We start from the raw sequence: 19,007 nt of genomic DNA, 5'->3' as shown, positions 1-19,007 counted from the left end.
TTCCTTTCTTATAAATGTCCGACTAGGTTTCTGGTATCCCACCAAGATGGATGCCCCTCACTATGGCTAGCCCTGTATTCATAGAGCGCCCCAATGCTATTAGACATCCGTTGTAATACCTCGTGAAGTGAGACATAATTACCGCTTGTATCTAAATAGAGCCAAACATCGCCTGTATTAATGGTTGAATCCCTTCTGTCCTGTTTCCTGCTCGGGCGCAGTTGGAGTTTTCCTGTTGTGGTCATGACCCAACCGTCTTTATTATCATAGGCAGAACTGGCAAAAGATAATTCATCCCCAACCAGATCAAGTGAATCGATATTGTACCCATTCCAAGCTCGAATACCGACAAAGCCACTATCATTGGAGCTTTCAGTGCCATAACGATTGGAGCCAATAACAGTTACACCCGCTCTTCCTTTGCCATCGACATTCCCTGTCGCAAACTTAATAAACTGGGTTGGATAACCAGTCAGAACTCGTTTCAAGGCTGCTTGGTCTGTATAATACAAAATCTGACCTGCATTGAGACTGATTTCCATAGCTCGATTTATGGCTGTTAGGATACCACCTGATATCTTGTTCGCAGATAAAGTTACCGACTGCACCTGGCTGATGAAGGCCTGCTTTGAGAAAAGCTTCCTCAGATAAGCTTCGGTCGCAGATAGCTTGTTAAACAAGGCATCATCTACTTTCAGTTTCTCAGCCGTTACTGCTTCTGCACTTAAGATTGCGGTTGTGACTGATCCCGATTCAAAGTTGGCTGTCTTTAACTTATCCACCATGGCAGACTTAATCACAGCATGGTCAATTAAAGTTTGTCCTGTGATATGAGTGAGTCTACCATGGATATGATTTACTCCATTCGCTAATAGATTCAAACTGTTTAGTACTGCCCCACTTGAAGTCAAATACTGAACCGACCAACTGTTTGCGAGCTGAGTTTGAACAGTAGAAACTTTCTGGGTCAAATCCGTCACCTTGGTCACATAGGAAGAATCTGTCAGGACAATCTGGGCCAAGTTATGTTTGACACTGTCTTCCTTTGAGCCAATGAGCCGTGAGTACAGATTAACTGTTTCCTGAATCTTTTGAAAGTCACTGCTGCTGGTTTTGCTATTGACTGCCTGCATGATTTCTGAAAAACGTCCCTCCAATGTCTGAGAATAAGAAGCAATCTTTGTTTCTGTATACTGCCTATCATCTTCTGGTGCTGGACTTGGTGTTGTCGCAATCGTTCCATCTTCCAATTGAGGGTCACGGATGTAGAGAATATCACCAACCTGCCAGCCATTTGAATAACAGACCCAGGACCAATATTTCTCAAACTTCACGCTAAAGGGGTGAACAAACCGATGCCATTCAGTTTGAAGCGTCACGGTCGAAACACCACCTGTCTCAAAACCAAAGCGAACCGATACCGAACGACTCGCTTTCATATCAGCCGCATAGACCATCTTCTTCCCTTGCCATTCAGTCCCTCTCATATCAAAAATAGGCTTATGAAAACCGCCATTTCCTGCTTTGGTACAAATAGCTTTGAGATAGTAGCCACTTTTGGCATTCGTATCCGGCACCCGTTCAAACTTCCATTCTGATACATTAGACGAGAGGGGTAACAGACCATCAAAATCATAATGACGGATGTAGTTGCGCCCACCAATTTGCAAACTCTCAAAGCGACGATTTAAACCTTTCACATCTTCTGAATAGGAGGCTTTTGCGACATAGTCCTTGGCTACTTGCTCTCGGACAGTTCTGGCCTGATTGGCTGTTTCCGTCCGCACATACTGCTCCAGTCGTTCGCGCCGTTCACCATCTTTTGAAACATACCCCTGAACCTGTTGGAGAGTTGTTTCAAGACCGGATAGAGTTTGCTTGACTTCTGTCTTACTGACAAAAGTACCCATTTTCTGAAGAGTTTCTGTTTGAAAAACTTTCAATTCTGCTGTTGTTCGATTCGTTACTTCTTGGACGTTGTTCAGAACTTTCTGAGTGGATCCTACCTTCCCTAATGCTTCTTCCGTCTTTTGAGTAATCGTATGAAGAGACGACTCTGTCGTTTTCGTAAAAGCAGTAAACGAACTCTGAATCTGTTCACGAGTCTGAGCTGCAATTTCCTCTGCCTTTGCTTTTGCCTTTTCAATGCCATCTAATACAATACTCTCTTGCTTCTCAAAAGCTGCATCAAAGGCTCGATTGGCATTTTCTAAGGCTCGTTCAATCATCAACTCTTGACTGACTTTAGCAAGATTCAAAATGGAATGTGCTGTAGCAGTTATATTTGAAGAGCTCCCATGGCTACTTACTTTTGCAGTATCATCAAAGGTCAATGAGATATATTCTTTAGTCAGCGCATCATATTCATAAGCTATTGCTTGTTTGATGACATCTACATGGTGTTTTCTGCTCTTTAGAGTAATCCAGTCAGCTAAATGAACCGTTTGACCATCTAGCTCATAAGCTTCTATCACAATTGCATCTTGCTCTCGGTCAATCTTATCATGATAGAATTTACTCTCACCCCATTTTCGCAATTCCTCAAGGGTTTTAAGATTGTTATTCGTGAATTCTTTTTCGTTGATATAGGGATAAGCATCAAGCAAAGGACTGTCAACAGTCACGGTTAACGTCTTCTCTTCTTTAGCTCCGTCTGGTTTAAAGGTCGAATGAACATGGATACGTGTCACTACAGTTTGCGAACTTCTATTCCGTTTGTATGATTTCAGGTTCTGATGAGTCGTAACAATGACACCACGATTCTCTCCTCTGTGCTCTTGAATGGAGAATGAGAAATTATCTCGAATGAGCTCCCCTTCCCAGGTTCCGACAATGGAATGAGCACCATCTAACAGAACGTTATAAAGCGTAGTTGTCTCAGTCGTATTAAAATCCCTATGTTTGGTAATATCACTTGTGAAAGAAAAAGGATCAAGACTTGTCTTAGCCGCCTGGACCATGCTAGACAAGGCCGTCATACAACCTACTTGAGAATTTCCAGTTGGCTTAATGGAATGCCGCATGACATCATCCGTAATGTGGTAACACAGAACCTCCACATGGTCATCCATTTCAACTGGTTTCTTAATCCGAAAAAGCTGTTCTCCTAATTCAGGAACAGGAGCCTTAATGAGTTTATCTACGTTCAACAGACGATAAAGATGGCTGTCCGTTATAGGATACTTGAGGGTTAAGGTAAAATCTCCATTCAAGGTTTCTTTTACCCTAGCAGATACCGCTTCATAAAGGGGGATACCGTTCCATTTAACCGTTTGTACTTCCTTATCCAATAAATAAAGCATTAAGCCCACCCCCAGACAATCTCAAAACGAATGGACTGAATCCCAGTTCCCAATACGACTCCCACTGTTTTATCTTTTGAAGAGTCAATCGTCAAAAAGTCACCAGACCAATTGATTCTTTTTCCTGATGAGGTTCTAAAACTTGGTTTGTCAGGGTTGTTATCCATTACTAGTGTTTCACCAGACTCTATTTTCTCCAAACGAATAACCTGACTACCAATCGTAAAACTGGTTTCAGTTGAAGTGTTTCCCATTATTGTCAATTTGGGAAAAGCCAAAGCCGAACCCTTCGTTCGCAAAGCACCATTTTGAGTGAATGACTGACTATCTGTATCTTTAAAGAACTTTGTGGGATGGCATTGGAATGTAGCTTCCATTTCATAAACTCCATTCTTGTCCTTTATCATTTTTGAAACAAGTACCTTATAGCACCAAAGCCGAACTGTCTTCAACTGCTCACTCTCCATCCAAAACTGTTCTTTAGAAAAGAGAGTCAAAAACTGAAAGAGTTCTTCTTCACTTGGTTTGACCACATAAATCTTAAATGTCAACTCCATCACATTGCGATGCTTGTTGGTTTCCATGACGGCACCACTGATCCCCCTATGCTCAAGGAGCTGAGTCTTGCTGCCTTTCATGACAATCGGTGGACTGTTTTCCACTATTACCTTAAAAGGAAACGAAGAAGTATGCACTCCATCAATGACTAATTCATTGTATCGAATCATGTTCCCAATCCTTTCAGTTGTTTTTGCCTAGCGAGTTCTTCTGCCAATCTTCCTGCTACATGTTCTGCCAAGAGTTCTAAATCCCCTTCTTCTCTGATCACAACATCTGAAATAGTGATAGTAATCTGTGGCAGAGCATCCAAGGTAGAAGCAATTCCACGACCAATCTGACCCAATGTTTCTCGGTTTAAGGGAAGAACCGCTTCTCTGCCTGTCTCCCCTCCTGCTAAGAGATTCGTACCATTTAGGCCAAAGATGGTTGGCTTGGTTAAAATCCCACCCTTGGCATACCATTCAATCCCAATCCGTGGAATATCCCCCTTTAACCAATCAAGCGGATTGGCCGACCCGCTGACACTAAAGTGCGGCAATGGAATATGCGGCCAAGAGATATGAAAATTAAAGAGATTCTTTATGGCATTGATTGCAGAGGATACGGCATTTTTAGCCCCATCAATCGCTCCAGAAATGGCATTTTTGATTCCATCCCAAATATTTCGAACAGTTAAGAAGATGTTGTTTAGAACATTTGATATGGTCTGCAAGATCCCATTCCAGATATTGGATAGTGTGCTTGCAATCCCCTGAACAATCCCTGTCACCGTGGATTGAATGGCATTCCAAATGGATGAAAATAAAGAAGAAAGGGCTGATAGAATATTTGAAACACTATCTCTGATACCGTTCCAGCTATTCACTATAAATTGCCAGATGGCATTAAGAATGGTGCCAATGATGGACTGAATCCCTTCCCATACGGTAGATACAATTTGCTTAATGGTTTCCCAGGCACCAGACCAATCCCCAGTGATCACCTGCATGACCAATGTGATAATGCTAAGAATAACATTTAGGACTGTTTCTATTATCGTCTTGATAATATCCCAGGCTGTTGTGACAACAAGCTTGATATTCTCCCAAACAGCTGTTAGATAAGGCCCAATTAAATCCATAATGGTGGTGATTACCGTCGAAATGGCATTCCAGACTGTTGTTGCAGCATCTTGAATCAACTGGTGATTTTCCTGCCACCAAGAAACCAAGGTTCCCCAAATTTCCATCACAAAGTCTACGACTTGCTGAACGATGAAAGAAATAGCTGAATAGATAGCATTCCAAGCTTCAGTAACAGCCGTTCTGAAAGCTTCATTATGTTCCCACAGTTCCTTAATACCAATGACTAATAAAGCAACAGCTGCTATCACTGCAAGAACAATCCCTACAATCGGAGCAGCCGCAGCAAACATTCCTCCAATCGTCGTCCCAAGAGCTAAAGCTGCAGCTTGTAAGGCCACAATAATGGGTAAGAGAATACCCGCAACAGTCACCAGCCCACCCACAACCAGAATGAACTCCCGCACAGGTTCTGGAAGATTCACGAACCATTCCGCAACACTTTTTAAAAGCGGGACAAGTTGTTGGAGAAACGGAGCTAGGGTTTCTGCAATCGCTCCTCCAACTTCGGCCATGGCCTCTTTAGTTGCATTTTGAGCTAAGGTGAACTGATCAATAGGGTCAAGTGTTGCTTCATAGGTGGAAGCAACCACTCCCTTTGCTTTTTCTGCGGTTCCTGCTAAATCATCAAAAGATAGAGCCCCCCGCTTAATGGCATCCACCATCCGTGGAGCAGCTTTAGTACCAAAGATACTGGATGCAAGCGTTAAGGCTTCCGTTTCACTAGTGCTGTTTCGGATTTGTTCGACCGTTTCTTTTAAGCCTTCACTCAGTGTCTTTCCTTTAGCTGCATAGTTGACTGCTGCTTTGGAGAGAGAAGAAAGAGCAGCCGAAGAATCGACCCCACTTTTTTCAAACTGCCCCATAAGAGCCACACCCTCATCAAACGAAAGTCCTAAAGCCTTAATTTGTGGAGCACCTTGGATAGCTTTGTTCATCAAATCCTGAACACTGACTCCAGTCGCCTGGGCCGTATAAGTGACAGTATCTAAGACTCGATTTAAATCACTCGTCTCAAGTCCATAAGCTTCAATAGCTTGTTTTGCAGAAATAGCTGATTCCGTCACGTCCGAACCATTGATTTCTGCGTACTTAATCAAAGTCGCAGAAGCGTCCTTTAAGGCATCACCAGTCAACCCAAACTGGGTATTAAGCTCACCAACAGCACTGCCCACTGTTTGAAAGTCCGTTGGAATTTCAGTCGCAAGGCCTTTTGCAATATCTGTCATCTCATCCAGTGCTTTTCCGCTGGCACCGGTTTTGGTGACGATGATATCCATCCCTTCGTCCACTTCTCGAAAAGCTTCCAGTGTTGCTTTTCCGAAGTCAATCAGCTTCTGACTGATTTCGCTCAGTTTTTCACTGAAGTTGGCTAGAATCTCAGACCTTAGAAGATTGTTAGTTTCTGCTAAGCTGTGGTTAGCATTATCACTTGCCCCACTCATGCTGCTCATCTCATCTTGCAGATGATGATAAGCTGTCTTGGTTTCATTGAGTGACTTTTCTAGTTTATTGGCTTCAACTGAGTTCTCACCGTATTCAGCCTTGGTCAACTCTAACTGCCGTTCTAAATTGGCAATCTGTCTCTCGACAATCTCTGACTGAGACGCAACCTTTTTCTGAGCAAGGGCCAGTTTTTCAGATTCACTGGCATTACGACCTAGCTGACTTTCTTGCAACTTAAAGGAGGAAGCGACTTTCTCACTCTCTGATGCTAGTTGATTTTGTTCAGCTCCTAAAGCAGCTAGTTTACTTTTGTTGCTGGTGACACTGGAGCCATTTTGCTCCAAAGCTCGGTTGACACCCTCTAGCTTATTTTCATAGCTTTTGAGAGTGTTCTGAGTGATTTCGACCTCTCTTTGAAAAGCCCGATACTGATCAGCTCCGATTTTCCCGCTTTGAAACTGAGCTTCTACCTGAGATTGGGCTTGACGTAGTGTCTCTAGCTTCTCTTTGGTTGTTTGAACTTGCTTGGCTAAAACCTCTTGTTTCTGAGTTAAGAGAGTGACATTGCCTGTGTCAAATTTTAGTGCCTTATCAATTTGTCTCAGCTCTCGGCTTGCTTCTAAGGCTTCGTGGTTCACCCCTTTTAGAGCTTTTTGTAAGGGCTGGGTATCGCCTCCAATTTCAATTGTGATTCCTTTAATCGTTCCAGCCATACCGTCACCTCCTTACCACCACATCAAAAATTATCAAAGTCTACCTGCGTAGCCTTGCGAGTTCTATCTGCTTCTTTAGTACGCACTTCCACATAGTCTGTCTGATAGTCCAGTGCCATGCCAATCGTTATCTCTTTTAAATCTGACATGGATAGTCCTGTCTCTTTACAACAGTGAAGATAGGATTCTACCGTGAAGGTTTCGCTGCTCGCTTCTTCCGACGCATCGACTTTTTTCTGGTTGTCATCCCTTGATTTAACAATTCCATCAGAACCGGTCCTACTGTTTGAAGCGGAAATTCTTCTAAGCCCATAAAGAACTCTTCAAAAGGTTCAATAGATGGGTTAGCTGATTTGGCAAAAACCCAAAAGAGCCGGTGGAAAAACGTCATATCAAAATCCGCTAACATGCTCATATCCACATCAGATGCAGATAAAGTTTTGCCTTCTTCTAGCTGTTCAACTTTTTTTAGAATCGACTCAGCCTGCAACATTTGAAACAGGTCCTGGAAATAATCTTTTCCAAATTCTTTTTTATAGGCAATTGGTGTGTAAGCATTGGTCGCAAGCTCAATTTTCTTACCTGATAACTGAATCGTTTTCCGCATGATTAACCTCCCGGTTTCACAGTTGGCTCATAGACTTTTGTAAACCAAGTCTTTTTGACATCTTCTGGGGTATCCTCTGTGGTCCTGCGACGGACGATTTTATCCAGCGGCCGAGGACTGGCTTTGAATTTCAATTCTACTTCGTTGATGTCTGAACCGCTCTTTGTTTTAGAAGCAACGGTTGGCCGGCTTGCATAACAATAATAGAGCACATGAAGCGTTTCTTTCTTATCCCCTTCAAAGCGAAACATTAAAGCAAAGTTTTTCTTTTCGCTGCTTGCAATTTCTGAGATGACTTTACTCTGGGCATCGATAGTTTCTCCCAACACTCGGGTCAAAAATTCCTGTGTCAAAAGAGCCAGTTTCAGAGTTCCTTCATAGCCATCATTGGATTCTGTCGTATAAAAATTGATGTTGTCTGCTTTATATGAACCAGAATCGCCTTGTGGCTCCAAGGTCAGCTCTGCGGCACCCCTAAGTCGCTCCACTGCTCCGTAGGTCAGCGACCCATCATCTCCTTCTTTGGTCACTTCTGCCCAATGGACATCCTGCAAACCAAAGGTGACTTTATTTTTCTCCATCGGATTTTTCCTTTCTATTGACTTAAATGATAAATAACCTGATACAGCTTTTCTGTATCCAGATAGGTTTCTTCCTTGTCAAAAAAGAGAGAATGAATGTCGAGTGCCGCTTCTATTTTCTCTTCTAAACCAAGGTCTTTTTTCTCGGTATAAAGCTCCAGTCTGACTTGACTTCCTTTGTGATAAGCCAGATTATCTGCTCCATAATTCTGAGAAGCAGGAAACCAATACACCAAAAAGGGAGGAGCTGGACTATGCCCCTCCTCAAAATGGTGGTAAGCACAGGACAAACCTAGACTGCTTAAAAATGGAAACCACTCATCTTTTTTCATAACTTCTCCTTCAAGCGCTCTTCAAATTGTCGAATCATCTTTTCTTCAACAGGAGCAATATGCCGAATTCCTTCAACCCTACCACCGCCTCGTTTGGCATGACCATTTTCTAAGAGATGCGTCAGTCCTGGTGTTCGATTATGAATCGTTTTTGTCAAAGCTAGATTCGTTTCTTTAGTCGCGGTAGAGGTCCATCCTCGAGCATATTTTCCCCGATTTTTTGGAGAATGTTGCTTTAACTCATTGACGGCTTCCTGCGTACTGTCTTCCACCACTGCTTTCACTGTTTCAGTAGACCTTTCAACATAATCTTCTAACTCCTTTTGAACAACCCGAGCTAGGTCAGACGGGTCAATTGTTGGCATATTGTACCTCCTCTGTCGCATCTATCAGGATTATCTTCTGAGGATAAGTCAACGAATCAATGGCCTTGATATTATAAACCTTATTATCAAAGCGTAGACGAGTGGTTTTACTATCCAACTCTTGAATAGCTGGGTCATAGCGCAGCGTAAAGCGTAACTGATGAATATTCTTGACCATTACTGTTGCAGTGCCTTCCGTTTCAAGAAGTACCTTGCAGGAACACCACCTAGAAAACAATTGCTGCCACTGACTGCTTTCATTGCCAATAGCATCTTTCACAATGACTCGTTTTTCAAAGAAAACCCGTTTGCTTAATGGAGCTATCTTCATCAGAACACATCCCTTCTGTGAGCAGAAAGAAGAGCCTTGAGGAGTTCTACCAAACTCTCCTGCCCTCCTTCTTCTCGGTGCTCGTAAAGATAAGCTGTCCCAAACAAAACAATCGTCTGAAGGAAGTCAACTTCTTTCTCCTCCGTCACTTCCTCCAGATTCTTGCGTAGGATACTGGAACACAACTCTTCACTGGCAGAAATCATGACTTGAATCAAGTGGTCATCCTCTGAGTGTTCAACCCTTAGATAGTTCTTTGCTTCCTCCAAACTAATCTTCATGAGAAGCCTCATTTCATGGTCAAAACTTTAACCGCTTCATTCAGAATTAACTTACCATCCACACGCTGACTAGCAAGGAAGCCAACTTGACCACTTTCTGCATAGAGCTCATTCAGACGCTTAAAGGAACGTCCTTGACGGTCCGCAATCCAGTAGTAAGAAAAGTCACCGAAAGCCAAAACTTTCTTACCTGTATCAATCGTTGGTACAAAGCTAGAGGTGAAATAAGGACGATTCAGAATCATATCTGGTACACCAGCTTGAACAGATGGCTGCCAGATATAGTTGCCATTATTGTCCTTGAGTTTCCGTAAGGCTTTGACAGTCGAATCGTTCAAAATCCATACTGCATTTTTCCGATAAGGTGATTTAAGCGAGTGATACAAATCCATGACATCGTCAAAGGTAATCGTCGCACCACCACTAGTCGCCCCTTCAGTGACCGTTTGAAAAATTCCAGTTGGCTTACCTGTTCCATCACCAATCAGAAAAGCTTCTTCTTCCTTCACACCAATACGACGAGCAAATTCATTAGCCATATAGCTTTCCAAATCAAAGACGGAATCATAGAGCAGCTCATCAGAAATCTTAATGGCTGTTCCAACCTTATGGGAACCAAGCGTTACTTGACTAAAGGTATCTTCTGATTCCTTAAACTTAGAGTTCTCATCCATCCAAGTGGCTTCACCGTTCCCTGACACAACTGGAATCTTCCGCTCCCCGCTTGAAGTCTGAATGACCGTTGCAAGACTCCGCATGAAGTTTTCTTCTTGAAGAGCCTGAATCAGGCGTTTCTCATATTCATCTGGAACCAAGTAACCGCCACGTGAGTCGTCTCCAATACTGAGGGTATTTTCGATATCATAGAAGTTTTTCTTGCGGATATTGTTCCAAAAAGCTGTGTTATAGGCTTTAGAGGAACGTCCGCCTTTTGGATTTCCTCCGCCTACAGTTGGATTGGCAACAATCGCTTGACTAACCGGACTGGCTAATTCCTTATCCAGTGCTTCCTGCCGCTCCAAGCGTTCAATCTCTTTACCAAGGCGAACAACCTCATCTTCCATTTCTTCATAACGGGCCGTATCTTCTACAGAAACCAGCCCCTTATCATCCCGACAGGTATCCAGAAAGCTTTTTGCTTTCTCCCATACCTGTGCTCGTTTTTCCCGCAATTGTAAAATTTTACTCATGGTTATTCCTTTCTTATTTCAAGAGTGACAACCGTTTCTCTAACTGAGAAACTGGTGTTTTGGGCTGAGGTTTTTTATCAGCCAATTTTAAAAGCAGCTGGTTGGTCACCGCTGCTCGACTAAACATCATACTTTGAACCGTCCCATCTTCATGAGGTGCAGGCTCATACAAAATAGAATCCGCAAATCCAAGTTCAAGAGCCTTCTTAGCATTAAACCAAGACTCAGCATCCATCAAGTGGGATAGCTGTACCCGAGATAAACTAGTCTTAATTTCATAGGCATTGAGAATGGACTCTTTGACTTCCGATAACATAGCAATGGCTCTCTCCATTTCTTTAGAATCGCCAATTGCGACTGTCATCGGATTGTGAATCATCATCATAGCTACTGGACTCATATTGACGGTGGTTCCCGCCATAGCAATGACACTGGCTGCCGAAGCTGCAATGCCATCAATATTGACGGTCACGTCATCTTTGTAGTCCATTAACATGTTGTAGATTTGGGCTGCCGCAAAGACATCTCCACCCGGTGAATTAATCCATAAGGTCAATGGACCACTGCCACTCATGAGTTCATTCTTAAAGATTTGTGGAGTCACATCATCATCCACCCAGGATTCACTGGCGATTGTGCCATTTAGATGCAGTACGCGCCCCATTTCATCCTCGCTGAAATTCCAAAATTTATTCATGACTCTCTCCTTCTTGATTTGTTTTCATAAATCCTCCTGCATCCTTTAACTTGGTCATATTTCCATTAATGAGATAAAGGTCACCACCTTCTTCTGACGGTATAGGGTTAAGTTCTTCTAACTTCCTGATGTCATTGGTTGATAGCCAACCGTTTTGTCGGCCAATCGCATAGCCATTCATCCGACTTTGGTAATCCCCACGAAGCAAGCCGTCCACATTAAATTTGATGAAATGGGTCTTCTTCTCTTCCGGCAGCAGCAAACTTTTCTTAAAAGCCTGTTCAAACCGAACCACCCAGGGGTCCAAGGTATACTTAACAAACTCAAGAGATTGTTGCTCAATATTAGAAAAACTGGACTTCTCTAAATCTCCTACCATGTGCGGTGGAATCCGAAAGAGACGCGCAATCTCATTAATTTGAAATTTGCGTGTTTCCAAGAACTGCGCTTCTTCAGGCGGAATGCCAATTTGCTTATAGCTCATCCCTTCTTCCAGGACTGCGACCTTATGAGCATTTCGTGTCCCCTGATAGACTGCATTCCAGGAATCTCGGACCTTTCCTGGGTCTTTTAAGATACCCGGGTGTTCGAGAACTCCCCCAGGGTTAGCCCCATTGCCAAAGAAACTAGCGCCATATTCTTCACAAGCAAGTGTCATCCCCACTGCATTCTTTGCCAGAGCAATCGGAGAATAACCAATCAGACCATCAAACCCTAATCCCGGAATGTGAAGCACTTCTTCTTGTGATAAGACGATGCTCCCTTTTTCCTGAAAATTAGGATTGTCTTCCTCATAGCGATTGTAAACATAATAGAGCTTGCCCTTTTCACTACGGTGAACACTCATCTGATCCGGCAGCAAAGGATACAGTCCAATCACCTGACCTGAACGGTCACGAAGAATCTGAGAATAGGCATTTCCCCAGATCAAGAGATGGCTCATCAAGGTTTCCCGAAAGACAAAAGATGTCATGTCAGGATTCGGCTCATCATGCAAAAGCGTGTAAAGGACATGTTCCGTATCCTTTGCTTTTCCTCCTTCGGTGTATCGATAAACATGAAGAGGTAAAGATGCAATGGTCTCTGACAGAATCCTTACGCAGGCATAGACCGCTGTCGTTTGTAATGCCGTCCGTTCATTGACCGTTTTCCCACTCGTGGTTCGACCAAAGAGTAGCGAAAAGTCATTCCCTTCATACTTATTTTTGGGCTCTCCCCTCTGTCGTTTTAGTCCTAATCGTTCCAATATTCCCATAGTCATCTCCTTTTCTAGGCATGAAAAAAAGCACCTCGCTTGAGATGCTTTACAATCACTCTTTCAATTGTGGAAAATCTAATAAATTTAAAAGTATAAGATTCCTCGCTCATCATAAATACTACCGTCATTCTTTTGATGTCGAATGCACCTGTCTAAAGCCATAATGGTCGCAATAATCCCGTCAATCTTTTCGACAGATTTTTCTTTATCAGGCTTAATATTTCCGGCTGGGTCCTGTCTCATGACTACGTTTTGGGCCATCCATTTTAGAACCGGATGACCTCCATGCTGGATTTTACCTTCCATCATAAGTTTATAGTACTCTTTGGAAGGTGGACTCATGTCCTTATAGCCCTGACCAAATGGAACCATTGTTAAGCCCATGCCTTCTAAGTTCTGAACCATCTGTGTCGCATTCCAGCGGTCATAGGCAATTTCTTTGATATGATAGATAGTGGACAGTTTTTCAATGTACCGTTCAATAAATCCATAATGAACAACATTCCCTTCCGTGGTAAGAAGAAATCCTTTCTTTTTCCAGACATCGTACAACACATGGTCTCGTCTAGATCTAAGAACCAAGGTTTCTTCAGGCAACCAAAAATATGGAAGAACTTGATAGTTCTCTGCTTCATTTCTTGGTGGGAAGATTAGGACAAAGGCTGTAATATCTGAAGTGGAAGATAAATCCAGACCAGCATAACAATCTCTTCCTTTGAGACTCTCAACATCAATCGGCTGTCTTCCTTTATCGTAGATATGTTCCGGAATCCAAGTCACAGCTGAATTGGTCCAGATATTGAGTCGCAATTGCTTGAATACATTTTCTTCTGCCGGGTTATCTAAGGCATTCAGATAAGCTTCTCGAACCCGGTCAATCCCAATTGTATGACCAAGGGAGGGATTAGCCTTTAGCCAATTCTCTTCATCGTTCCAATCATCTTCTTCTGAAAGGCCATAAACAACTGGATAAAAGGTACTATCTTTTTTTCGCCCCTTTAGTATATCTAAGGCCTTGGTATGCAGTTCATAGCAGATGGAGTTTTTGTCATTTCCTGCTGTCGTGATAATAAAAAAGAGGGGCTGCTCTCTGGCATCACCACTCCCTTTGGTTAAGACATCATACAAATGACGATTGGGCTGGGCATGGATTTCATCAAAGACCAAACCTGATACATTGAGTCCATGCTTGGTTCCAGTTTCAGCCGATAATACTTGATAGAAGCCTGCATTGGAATAATTGATGATACGTTTAGTGGCACCCATGACTTTGGAGCGTTTTTCTAAAGCCCTGCTCATCAAAACCATTTGCTTGGCCACATCAAAAACAATAGAAGCCTGATTTCGGTCACAAGCTGCTCCATACACTTCGGCACTGGCTTCCCCATCTGCGTATAAGAGATAAAGAGCAATTGCAGCAGCCAGTTCAGACTTCCCATTCTTTTTGGGAATCTCTACATAGGCCGTCAGGAACTGTCGATTCCCATCTTCCTTTACGATACCAAAAAGGTCACGTACAATTTGTTCCTGCCAGGGTAATAATAAGAATTTCTGTCCCGCCCAGCGCCCTTTGGTGTGGCAGAGATTCTGAATGAAGGTTACTGCCCGGTCTGCCTTTTTCTCATCATAATGAGAAGTTGGAAGCATGAAGGGAGAAGGGATATAGTGATACGTCATAAGCGACCTCCAAGTAAATCTTCCATTTCATCTCCTGAACCCACTTCTGTATCCATTGAAGCCAGCCGTGTTCTGGCAGATGGCGTTAAGCCAAACTGCTCACAGAACTTGAGCATGATTTTGAGATTGGTCTGAGAAATGGAAACTTGTGGCACTTGTTGGAGATAGCCATTGGGAGTTTTGATGATAGAGCCGTGTTTTGAAAGAAACTCTTCTGCTTCCTTCCAGCGTGCATAAGCTTGGCAGTAACCCGCAAAAGCCATCATATCCATATCAGTTAAAAGTCCCAACCCTTCCAGGATTTTACCTATACGCTTCCATTCTTTTTTAGCATCTTCTTCAAGCCAGGAAGGGCATCTAGGGGCTTTCTTCTTAGGCTGAATTTCATTCTTTGGAAGGGGGCGCTTGCCAGGATTACCTTCCAAGATTTTCAAACTGGTTGGTTTGGGCTTTCTGCCCTTTTGTGCCATGCCCTCACCCCCTTCAGCCCACAAGAAAAAGCCCGAAGGCTTAATTTCTTATGAATCGATTTTCTCTACTTCATCAATACCATGTAACACATGGAGTTGTCGGCCATTGTCCCATTGAACAACCAAGGAACCAATATCATCTACATCTTCCACCGTTCCCAACATACCAATTGGCACTGGATTCGGGTCTTCCATTTTTAAGAGTCGCACCCTTGTTCCAGCAGGATACCGCTTTTTTAATAATTCTACAATCTTCGCATTCATCTTTGTTCTCCTTTGGGGTTCAATTTGTTCAGTGGTATAATAGCTCTATTATACATATTTATCCAGTCACAAGAGATAATTATTCGAATATTTTTTGACTTTCAAGAGTGGTCTCCACAATCAATTGCTCAATCATTTGATTGATATATTTCAATTCTAGATAACCAAACTGATTGGTCTTCAATGCCCTCTTAATATGCATAAGCAGTTCCTGAAGTTGTATTTTGGAAACTGGTGATATCGATGGAAACGACTCCAATTGAACAGCAATTTTTTCAAGATAATGCTTGGTTTCTGATTCAGGAAGATTATTCGTCATGATTTTCCTTTATCGCATTTAGAATGGCTTTCCCAATAGCAAATACAACTGATACTGTCACACCGTTACCTGCTTGTTTATACAACTGAGCATCCGAATTTACGGCACAAGCTTTTTCAAATAACTCATCAGGAAATCCTTGAAGCCTGAAGCATTCTTTAGGAGTCAATCTTCGAATCTTAACTGTTTTTCCCTTCCAGACAACAGCTCCCATTTGCCCTCCGCAAGAAAGGTTATGAGCCAATCCTTTTCCAACTCGTGCTCTTCTTGTTCTGGATCCTGGATAAGATAAATCAACTGAATCTCCAACATTCGCAACTTGATAACCTTTCTTAGTACCATTGCGAACCTTTATCCCCTCTTGCTCAGCAACTTCTAAAACTGCTGTATTCATAGCTGTTCTTTTTGTCACCCCTGATGTATAGCGAGCAGTGATACAGCGTGCTGTATTTGTTACCTTGGGAGCTGTCAAAGATTGGTCAATCATATAAAGTCCTGTTTTAGCACCTACTCCGCCTCCCTCACCAACAAGAGTCGTTGAAATGCCAGAAGTATCATAAACTCTGTAACTTTGCATGCCACCTATAAGCTGCTTAAGATGGCTGCTGCTTTCTCTGCGGACAGGTAATACTTGTCGTCTACCTCTGCTTCTAAGATGTCCGAGAGTATAGACTCGTTCTCTGTTTTGTGCGACTCCGTAATCTTTGGAATTAAAAATCTGCCATTCGAGGTCATACCCTGCTTGCCCCAGACTAGAGAGATAGTCGAGATAATCTCGTCCCCGGCTGCTTGATAAAAGTCCCTTAACATTTTCAAGGAGTATCCACTCGGGTTTATCCTTTTCTTCTTGGCTTTCGAGCAAAGCAACAAATCTAAAAAAGAGTCCACTTCGTTCACCGTATAATCCGGCTCGCTTTCCTGCGATAGACAGATTTTGACAAGGGCTTCCCGCACACCATAAATCTGCTTTTGGAAGTTGTGCTGGGTTGATGCTTGTGATATCGTCATGGAACCATTCTCCTTTCGTTTCATACATGGCTTCATATGATTTTCTTGCAAACTTATCCTTCTCGCAATAGCCAATACATTTCATTCCCGTCAACTCTAATCCACAACGAAAGCCACCGATTCCTGCAAAGAAATCCAGAAAAGTTATCGTCATTGTGCTTCCTCCATTTCATTCACAGCTTCTTCAAAAGATAAGGTCCTGCCTTCACGGATTAGTTTCACATCCGTCTTTTCTGTTGCTTCCATGTAGCGTTTGACAATAACATCCACAAACTTCTCATCCAGTTCAATGCCATAACAAATTCGACCTGTCTGATCAGCCGCAATCAGGGTAGAGCCACTGCCTAAAAATGGGTCTAGAACAAGAGTCCCTCGCATAGAAGAATTTTGAATCGGATAAGCCATGAGCTGAACAGGTTTCATAGTTGGATGCTCTTTGCTGGATTTTGGACGGTCATATTCCCAAATGGTCGTCTGCTTTCTATCAGAAAACCATTGGTGTTTTCCTTTTTGTTTCCAGCCATAGAGCACAGGTTCATGTTGCCACTGGTAAGGGCTTCTACCTAATACCAGAGCATTCTTTTTCCAAACGCAACAACCGCTCAGATAAAAGCCAGCATCCTTAAAGGCCCTTCTGAAATTCAATCCTTCTGTATCTGCATGGAAAACATAGATGGAAGCATCATCCTCCATGGACTGTTCTACATTGACAAACATGTTAAAAAGGAACTGATAAAAATCCGCATCGGACATATCATCATTTTTGATTTTTCCCGCAGTTTCTTCCACATTAACATTGTAAGGAGGGTCAGTTACGACAAGGTTGGCCTTCTTATCTCCCAGGAGAAGCTGATAAGTTTCTAGCTTTGTAGAATCACCACAAATCACTCGGTGTTTCCCAAGATGCCAGATATCTCCTTGTTTTGAGATAGTCGGTTTTGTCAGCTCCCCATCTACATCAAAGTCATCTTCTTTCACTTCCTTGTTGTGAACCTTAGAAAATAGCTGATCGATTTCCGGGGCTTCAAAACCGGTTAGGTCTAAATTGAAATCCGCATCTTGCAAGTCCACCATCAGGTCTGCGAGAAGTTCTTCATTCCACGCGCCTGTGATTTTATTTAAAGCAACATTCAGAGCCTTCACCTTATTCTCATCATAAATCCGAACCTGAACACATTGAACTTCTTTATAGCCTAAGTCAGATAAGACGGTCAGTCGTTGATGGCCTCCAATTACAGTGCCATCGAAATTAACAATAATCGGGTCAACATAACCAAACTCCACAATGGATTTCTTGATTTTTTCGTATTCCTTATCACCCTTCTTGAGTTTCTTTCGTGGGTTATAAGCTGCTGGTTTTAAAGAGTCAACGGGTAAAGAAACCCATGTCATATCTTGTGTGACTTTCATACTACCTCCTTAGTAAAAACGAGATTGAATATAGCAGGCATGGCTACAAAACTTCCGGTTCGCATTGCCGTATGATAAAAAAGACTTACCGCAATGTTTGCAAGTCAATTCATAGTAAGCTGTATTTTGCTTCTGATGTAATTCTGGATGGTTCTGCCACCAGTATCTCCGACAGGCATCTGAACAAAACTTCTTAGGTCGCCCAGTTCCTTTGGGGATAAAGGTTTCTTTACAGTGAAGGCAACAAGGAAGGCCGCTGGCTTGGTCTTTCATCATCTTTGTGACGGCATTTCGATAGCCCAATAGTTCCGGATTGCGTTTGCAGTAATTGCGAACAGAATCCCTAGACAAACCGACTATCTTTCCAATTGATTGGTATCCCAAACCTTCAGAACGTAGTTTTCTAATCTGTTTTCGTTGAAAATCGTCCATTTCTGCCTCCTTTCTTTACTGAAATCTCTAACCTTTTAAACCATAAAACGAAAGAAAAATCAGCCATAACATCTTGTTACAGCTTGTTTCTCAGTTATTTATTTCTTCAAAAAATATACCCCTTTTGCATTTTGCGAAAATGCACGTTTGAGGGGGCCACGGTCTTGTGAGAGACAGCTCACAGAGATTTTATCCCCCCCTCCCCTTCACTAAAAATCATATCCATAAATTGGAGTATGGTCTTCGGTCATGGTTTTATGGTCATGACAGGATTTACAAAGAGGTTGCCAGTTGCCCTCATCCCAGAACAATTTTTGATTTCCTCGATGTGGAACGATATGGTCCACCACCGTCGCCCGCCTGTAACGATTCCGATTCAGGCACCGTACGCAAAATGGATGAATCTTCAAGAAACGAAGTCTGGCTTTGTTCCATCGTGAATCGTACCCTTTTGCCTTTGTGGACTTTACTTCCAGTGAATGAAGGTGGCTATGTTCCTCACAATACTTGGAACCGTAAGGCACTAGCCTTGGACAGTTTGGATGCTTGCAAGGCAGAGCGGGTCGTCTTGGCATGGCCTTCACCCCTCTCTATATTTTTTCACATCTTAATCATATCACAATATTTCGTGCAAAGCAGTAC

General features: G+C 42.7%; 21 protein-coding genes. All 21 read right to left on the bottom strand.

Going from position 1 to position 19,007, the window contains the following annotated elements; translation table 11 throughout:
• Positions 1-8: 8 nt before the first annotated feature.
• The gene (locus MFP28_RS04730) at positions 9-3,302 is read right to left on the bottom strand and encodes a phage tail spike protein (protein WP_002906248.1); all 3,294 of its coding nucleotides are present in this window, start codon (positions 3,300-3,302) and stop codon (positions 9-11) included.
• Positions 3,302-4,030 carry a hypothetical protein gene (locus MFP28_RS04725; RefSeq protein WP_002906247.1) on the bottom strand — a complete coding sequence of 243 codons (729 nt, stop codon included), beginning with the start codon at positions 4,028-4,030 and terminating at the stop codon, positions 3,302-3,304. Before MFP28_RS04725 ends, MFP28_RS04730 begins: the two co-directional genes overlap by 1 nt.
• A complete protein-coding gene (locus MFP28_RS04720; protein WP_002906246.1) occupies positions 4,027-7,143 on the bottom strand; it encodes a phage tail tape measure protein in 3,117 nt (1,038 codons plus the stop codon). The genes MFP28_RS04725 and MFP28_RS04720 overlap by 4 nt, the downstream gene beginning before the upstream one ends.
• 23 nt (positions 7,144-7,166) lie before the next feature.
• Positions 7,167-7,292 (bottom strand): hypothetical protein, encoded by a 126-nt coding sequence (locus MFP28_RS04715; RefSeq protein WP_001281455.1) that lies wholly within the window; start codon positions 7,290-7,292, stop codon positions 7,167-7,169.
• 38 nt (positions 7,293-7,330) lie between these two features.
• Entirely contained in the window at positions 7,331-7,750 is a 420-nt protein-coding gene (locus MFP28_RS04710; RefSeq protein ID WP_002906244.1) for a hypothetical protein, read from the bottom strand.
• Between the two features lie 2 nt (positions 7,751-7,752).
• Positions 7,753-8,331: a major tail protein gene (locus MFP28_RS04705; RefSeq protein ID WP_002906242.1), complete on the bottom strand. Its 579-nt coding sequence runs from the start codon at positions 8,329-8,331 to the stop codon at positions 7,753-7,755.
• 14 nt (positions 8,332-8,345) lie between these two features.
• Positions 8,346-8,663, bottom strand: a complete 318-nt coding sequence (locus MFP28_RS04700) for a hypothetical protein (RefSeq protein WP_002906240.1) — start codon at positions 8,661-8,663, stop codon at positions 8,346-8,348.
• The gene (locus MFP28_RS04695; RefSeq protein ID WP_002906238.1) at positions 8,660-9,028 is read right to left on the bottom strand and encodes an HK97 gp10 family phage protein; all 369 of its coding nucleotides are present in this window, start codon (positions 9,026-9,028) and stop codon (positions 8,660-8,662) included. The genes MFP28_RS04700 and MFP28_RS04695 overlap by 4 nt, the downstream gene beginning before the upstream one ends.
• Positions 9,015-9,359, bottom strand: coding sequence for a head-tail adaptor protein (locus tag MFP28_RS04690; protein ID WP_002906236.1), 345 nt, complete (start codon positions 9,357-9,359; stop codon positions 9,015-9,017). Before MFP28_RS04690 ends, MFP28_RS04695 begins: the two co-directional genes overlap by 14 nt.
• Positions 9,359-9,640, bottom strand: coding sequence for a head-tail connector protein (locus MFP28_RS04685; RefSeq protein ID WP_008282402.1), 282 nt, complete (start codon positions 9,638-9,640; stop codon positions 9,359-9,361). The genes MFP28_RS04690 and MFP28_RS04685 overlap by 1 nt, the downstream gene beginning before the upstream one ends.
• 8 nt (positions 9,641-9,648) lie before the next feature.
• Positions 9,649-10,830 (bottom strand): phage major capsid protein, encoded by a 1,182-nt coding sequence (locus MFP28_RS04680; protein ID WP_000036012.1) that lies wholly within the window; start codon positions 10,828-10,830, stop codon positions 9,649-9,651.
• Between the two features lie 13 nt (positions 10,831-10,843).
• Positions 10,844-11,527, bottom strand: a complete 684-nt coding sequence (locus tag MFP28_RS04675) for a head maturation protease, ClpP-related (protein ID WP_002906234.1) — start codon at positions 11,525-11,527, stop codon at positions 10,844-10,846.
• Positions 11,520-12,782, bottom strand: a complete 1,263-nt coding sequence (locus tag MFP28_RS04670; RefSeq protein WP_032915859.1) for a phage portal protein — start codon at positions 12,780-12,782, stop codon at positions 11,520-11,522. Before MFP28_RS04670 ends, MFP28_RS04675 begins: the two co-directional genes overlap by 8 nt.
• A gap of 87 nt (positions 12,783-12,869) precedes the next feature.
• Positions 12,870-14,462 (bottom strand): terminase large subunit, encoded by a 1,593-nt coding sequence (locus MFP28_RS04665; protein ID WP_002906229.1) that lies wholly within the window; start codon positions 14,460-14,462, stop codon positions 12,870-12,872.
• Positions 14,459-14,932, bottom strand: a complete 474-nt coding sequence (locus MFP28_RS04660; protein WP_032915857.1) for a phage terminase small subunit P27 family — start codon at positions 14,930-14,932, stop codon at positions 14,459-14,461. Before MFP28_RS04660 ends, MFP28_RS04665 begins: the two co-directional genes overlap by 4 nt.
• A gap of 48 nt (positions 14,933-14,980) precedes the next feature.
• On the bottom strand, positions 14,981-15,196 hold the full coding sequence (locus tag MFP28_RS04655; RefSeq protein WP_000992184.1) for a DUF4314 domain-containing protein: 216 nt from the start codon (positions 15,194-15,196) through the stop codon (positions 14,981-14,983).
• Positions 15,197-15,275: 79 nt separating this feature from the next.
• Complete coding sequence (locus tag MFP28_RS04650; RefSeq protein ID WP_000183781.1) at positions 15,276-15,515, bottom strand: hypothetical protein; 240 nt, start codon at positions 15,513-15,515, stop codon at positions 15,276-15,278.
• On the bottom strand, positions 15,505-16,677 hold the full coding sequence (locus MFP28_RS04645) for a DNA cytosine methyltransferase (protein WP_002906225.1): 1,173 nt from the start codon (positions 16,675-16,677) through the stop codon (positions 15,505-15,507). The genes MFP28_RS04650 and MFP28_RS04645 overlap by 11 nt, the downstream gene beginning before the upstream one ends.
• On the bottom strand, positions 16,674-17,933 hold the full coding sequence (locus MFP28_RS04640; RefSeq protein WP_002906224.1) for a site-specific DNA-methyltransferase: 1,260 nt from the start codon (positions 17,931-17,933) through the stop codon (positions 16,674-16,676). Before MFP28_RS04640 ends, MFP28_RS04645 begins: the two co-directional genes overlap by 4 nt.
• Positions 17,934-17,942: 9 nt before the next feature.
• Entirely contained in the window at positions 17,943-18,365 is a 423-nt protein-coding gene (locus MFP28_RS04635) for a helix-turn-helix domain-containing protein (RefSeq protein WP_002906223.1), read from the bottom strand.
• A 209-nt stretch (positions 18,366-18,574) separates the two neighbouring features.
• On the bottom strand, positions 18,575-18,940 hold the full coding sequence (locus MFP28_RS04630) for an HNH endonuclease signature motif containing protein (protein ID WP_002906222.1): 366 nt from the start codon (positions 18,938-18,940) through the stop codon (positions 18,575-18,577).
• Between the last annotated feature and the right edge of the window lie 67 nt (positions 18,941-19,007).

Source organism: Streptococcus sanguinis (assembly GCF_050234405.1).
Lineage (GTDB): Bacteria > Bacillota > Bacilli > Lactobacillales > Streptococcaceae > Streptococcus > Streptococcus sanguinis_W.
Note: the sequence above shows the minus strand (reverse complement) of the source record. Positions and strands in the feature narration are given on the sequence as shown.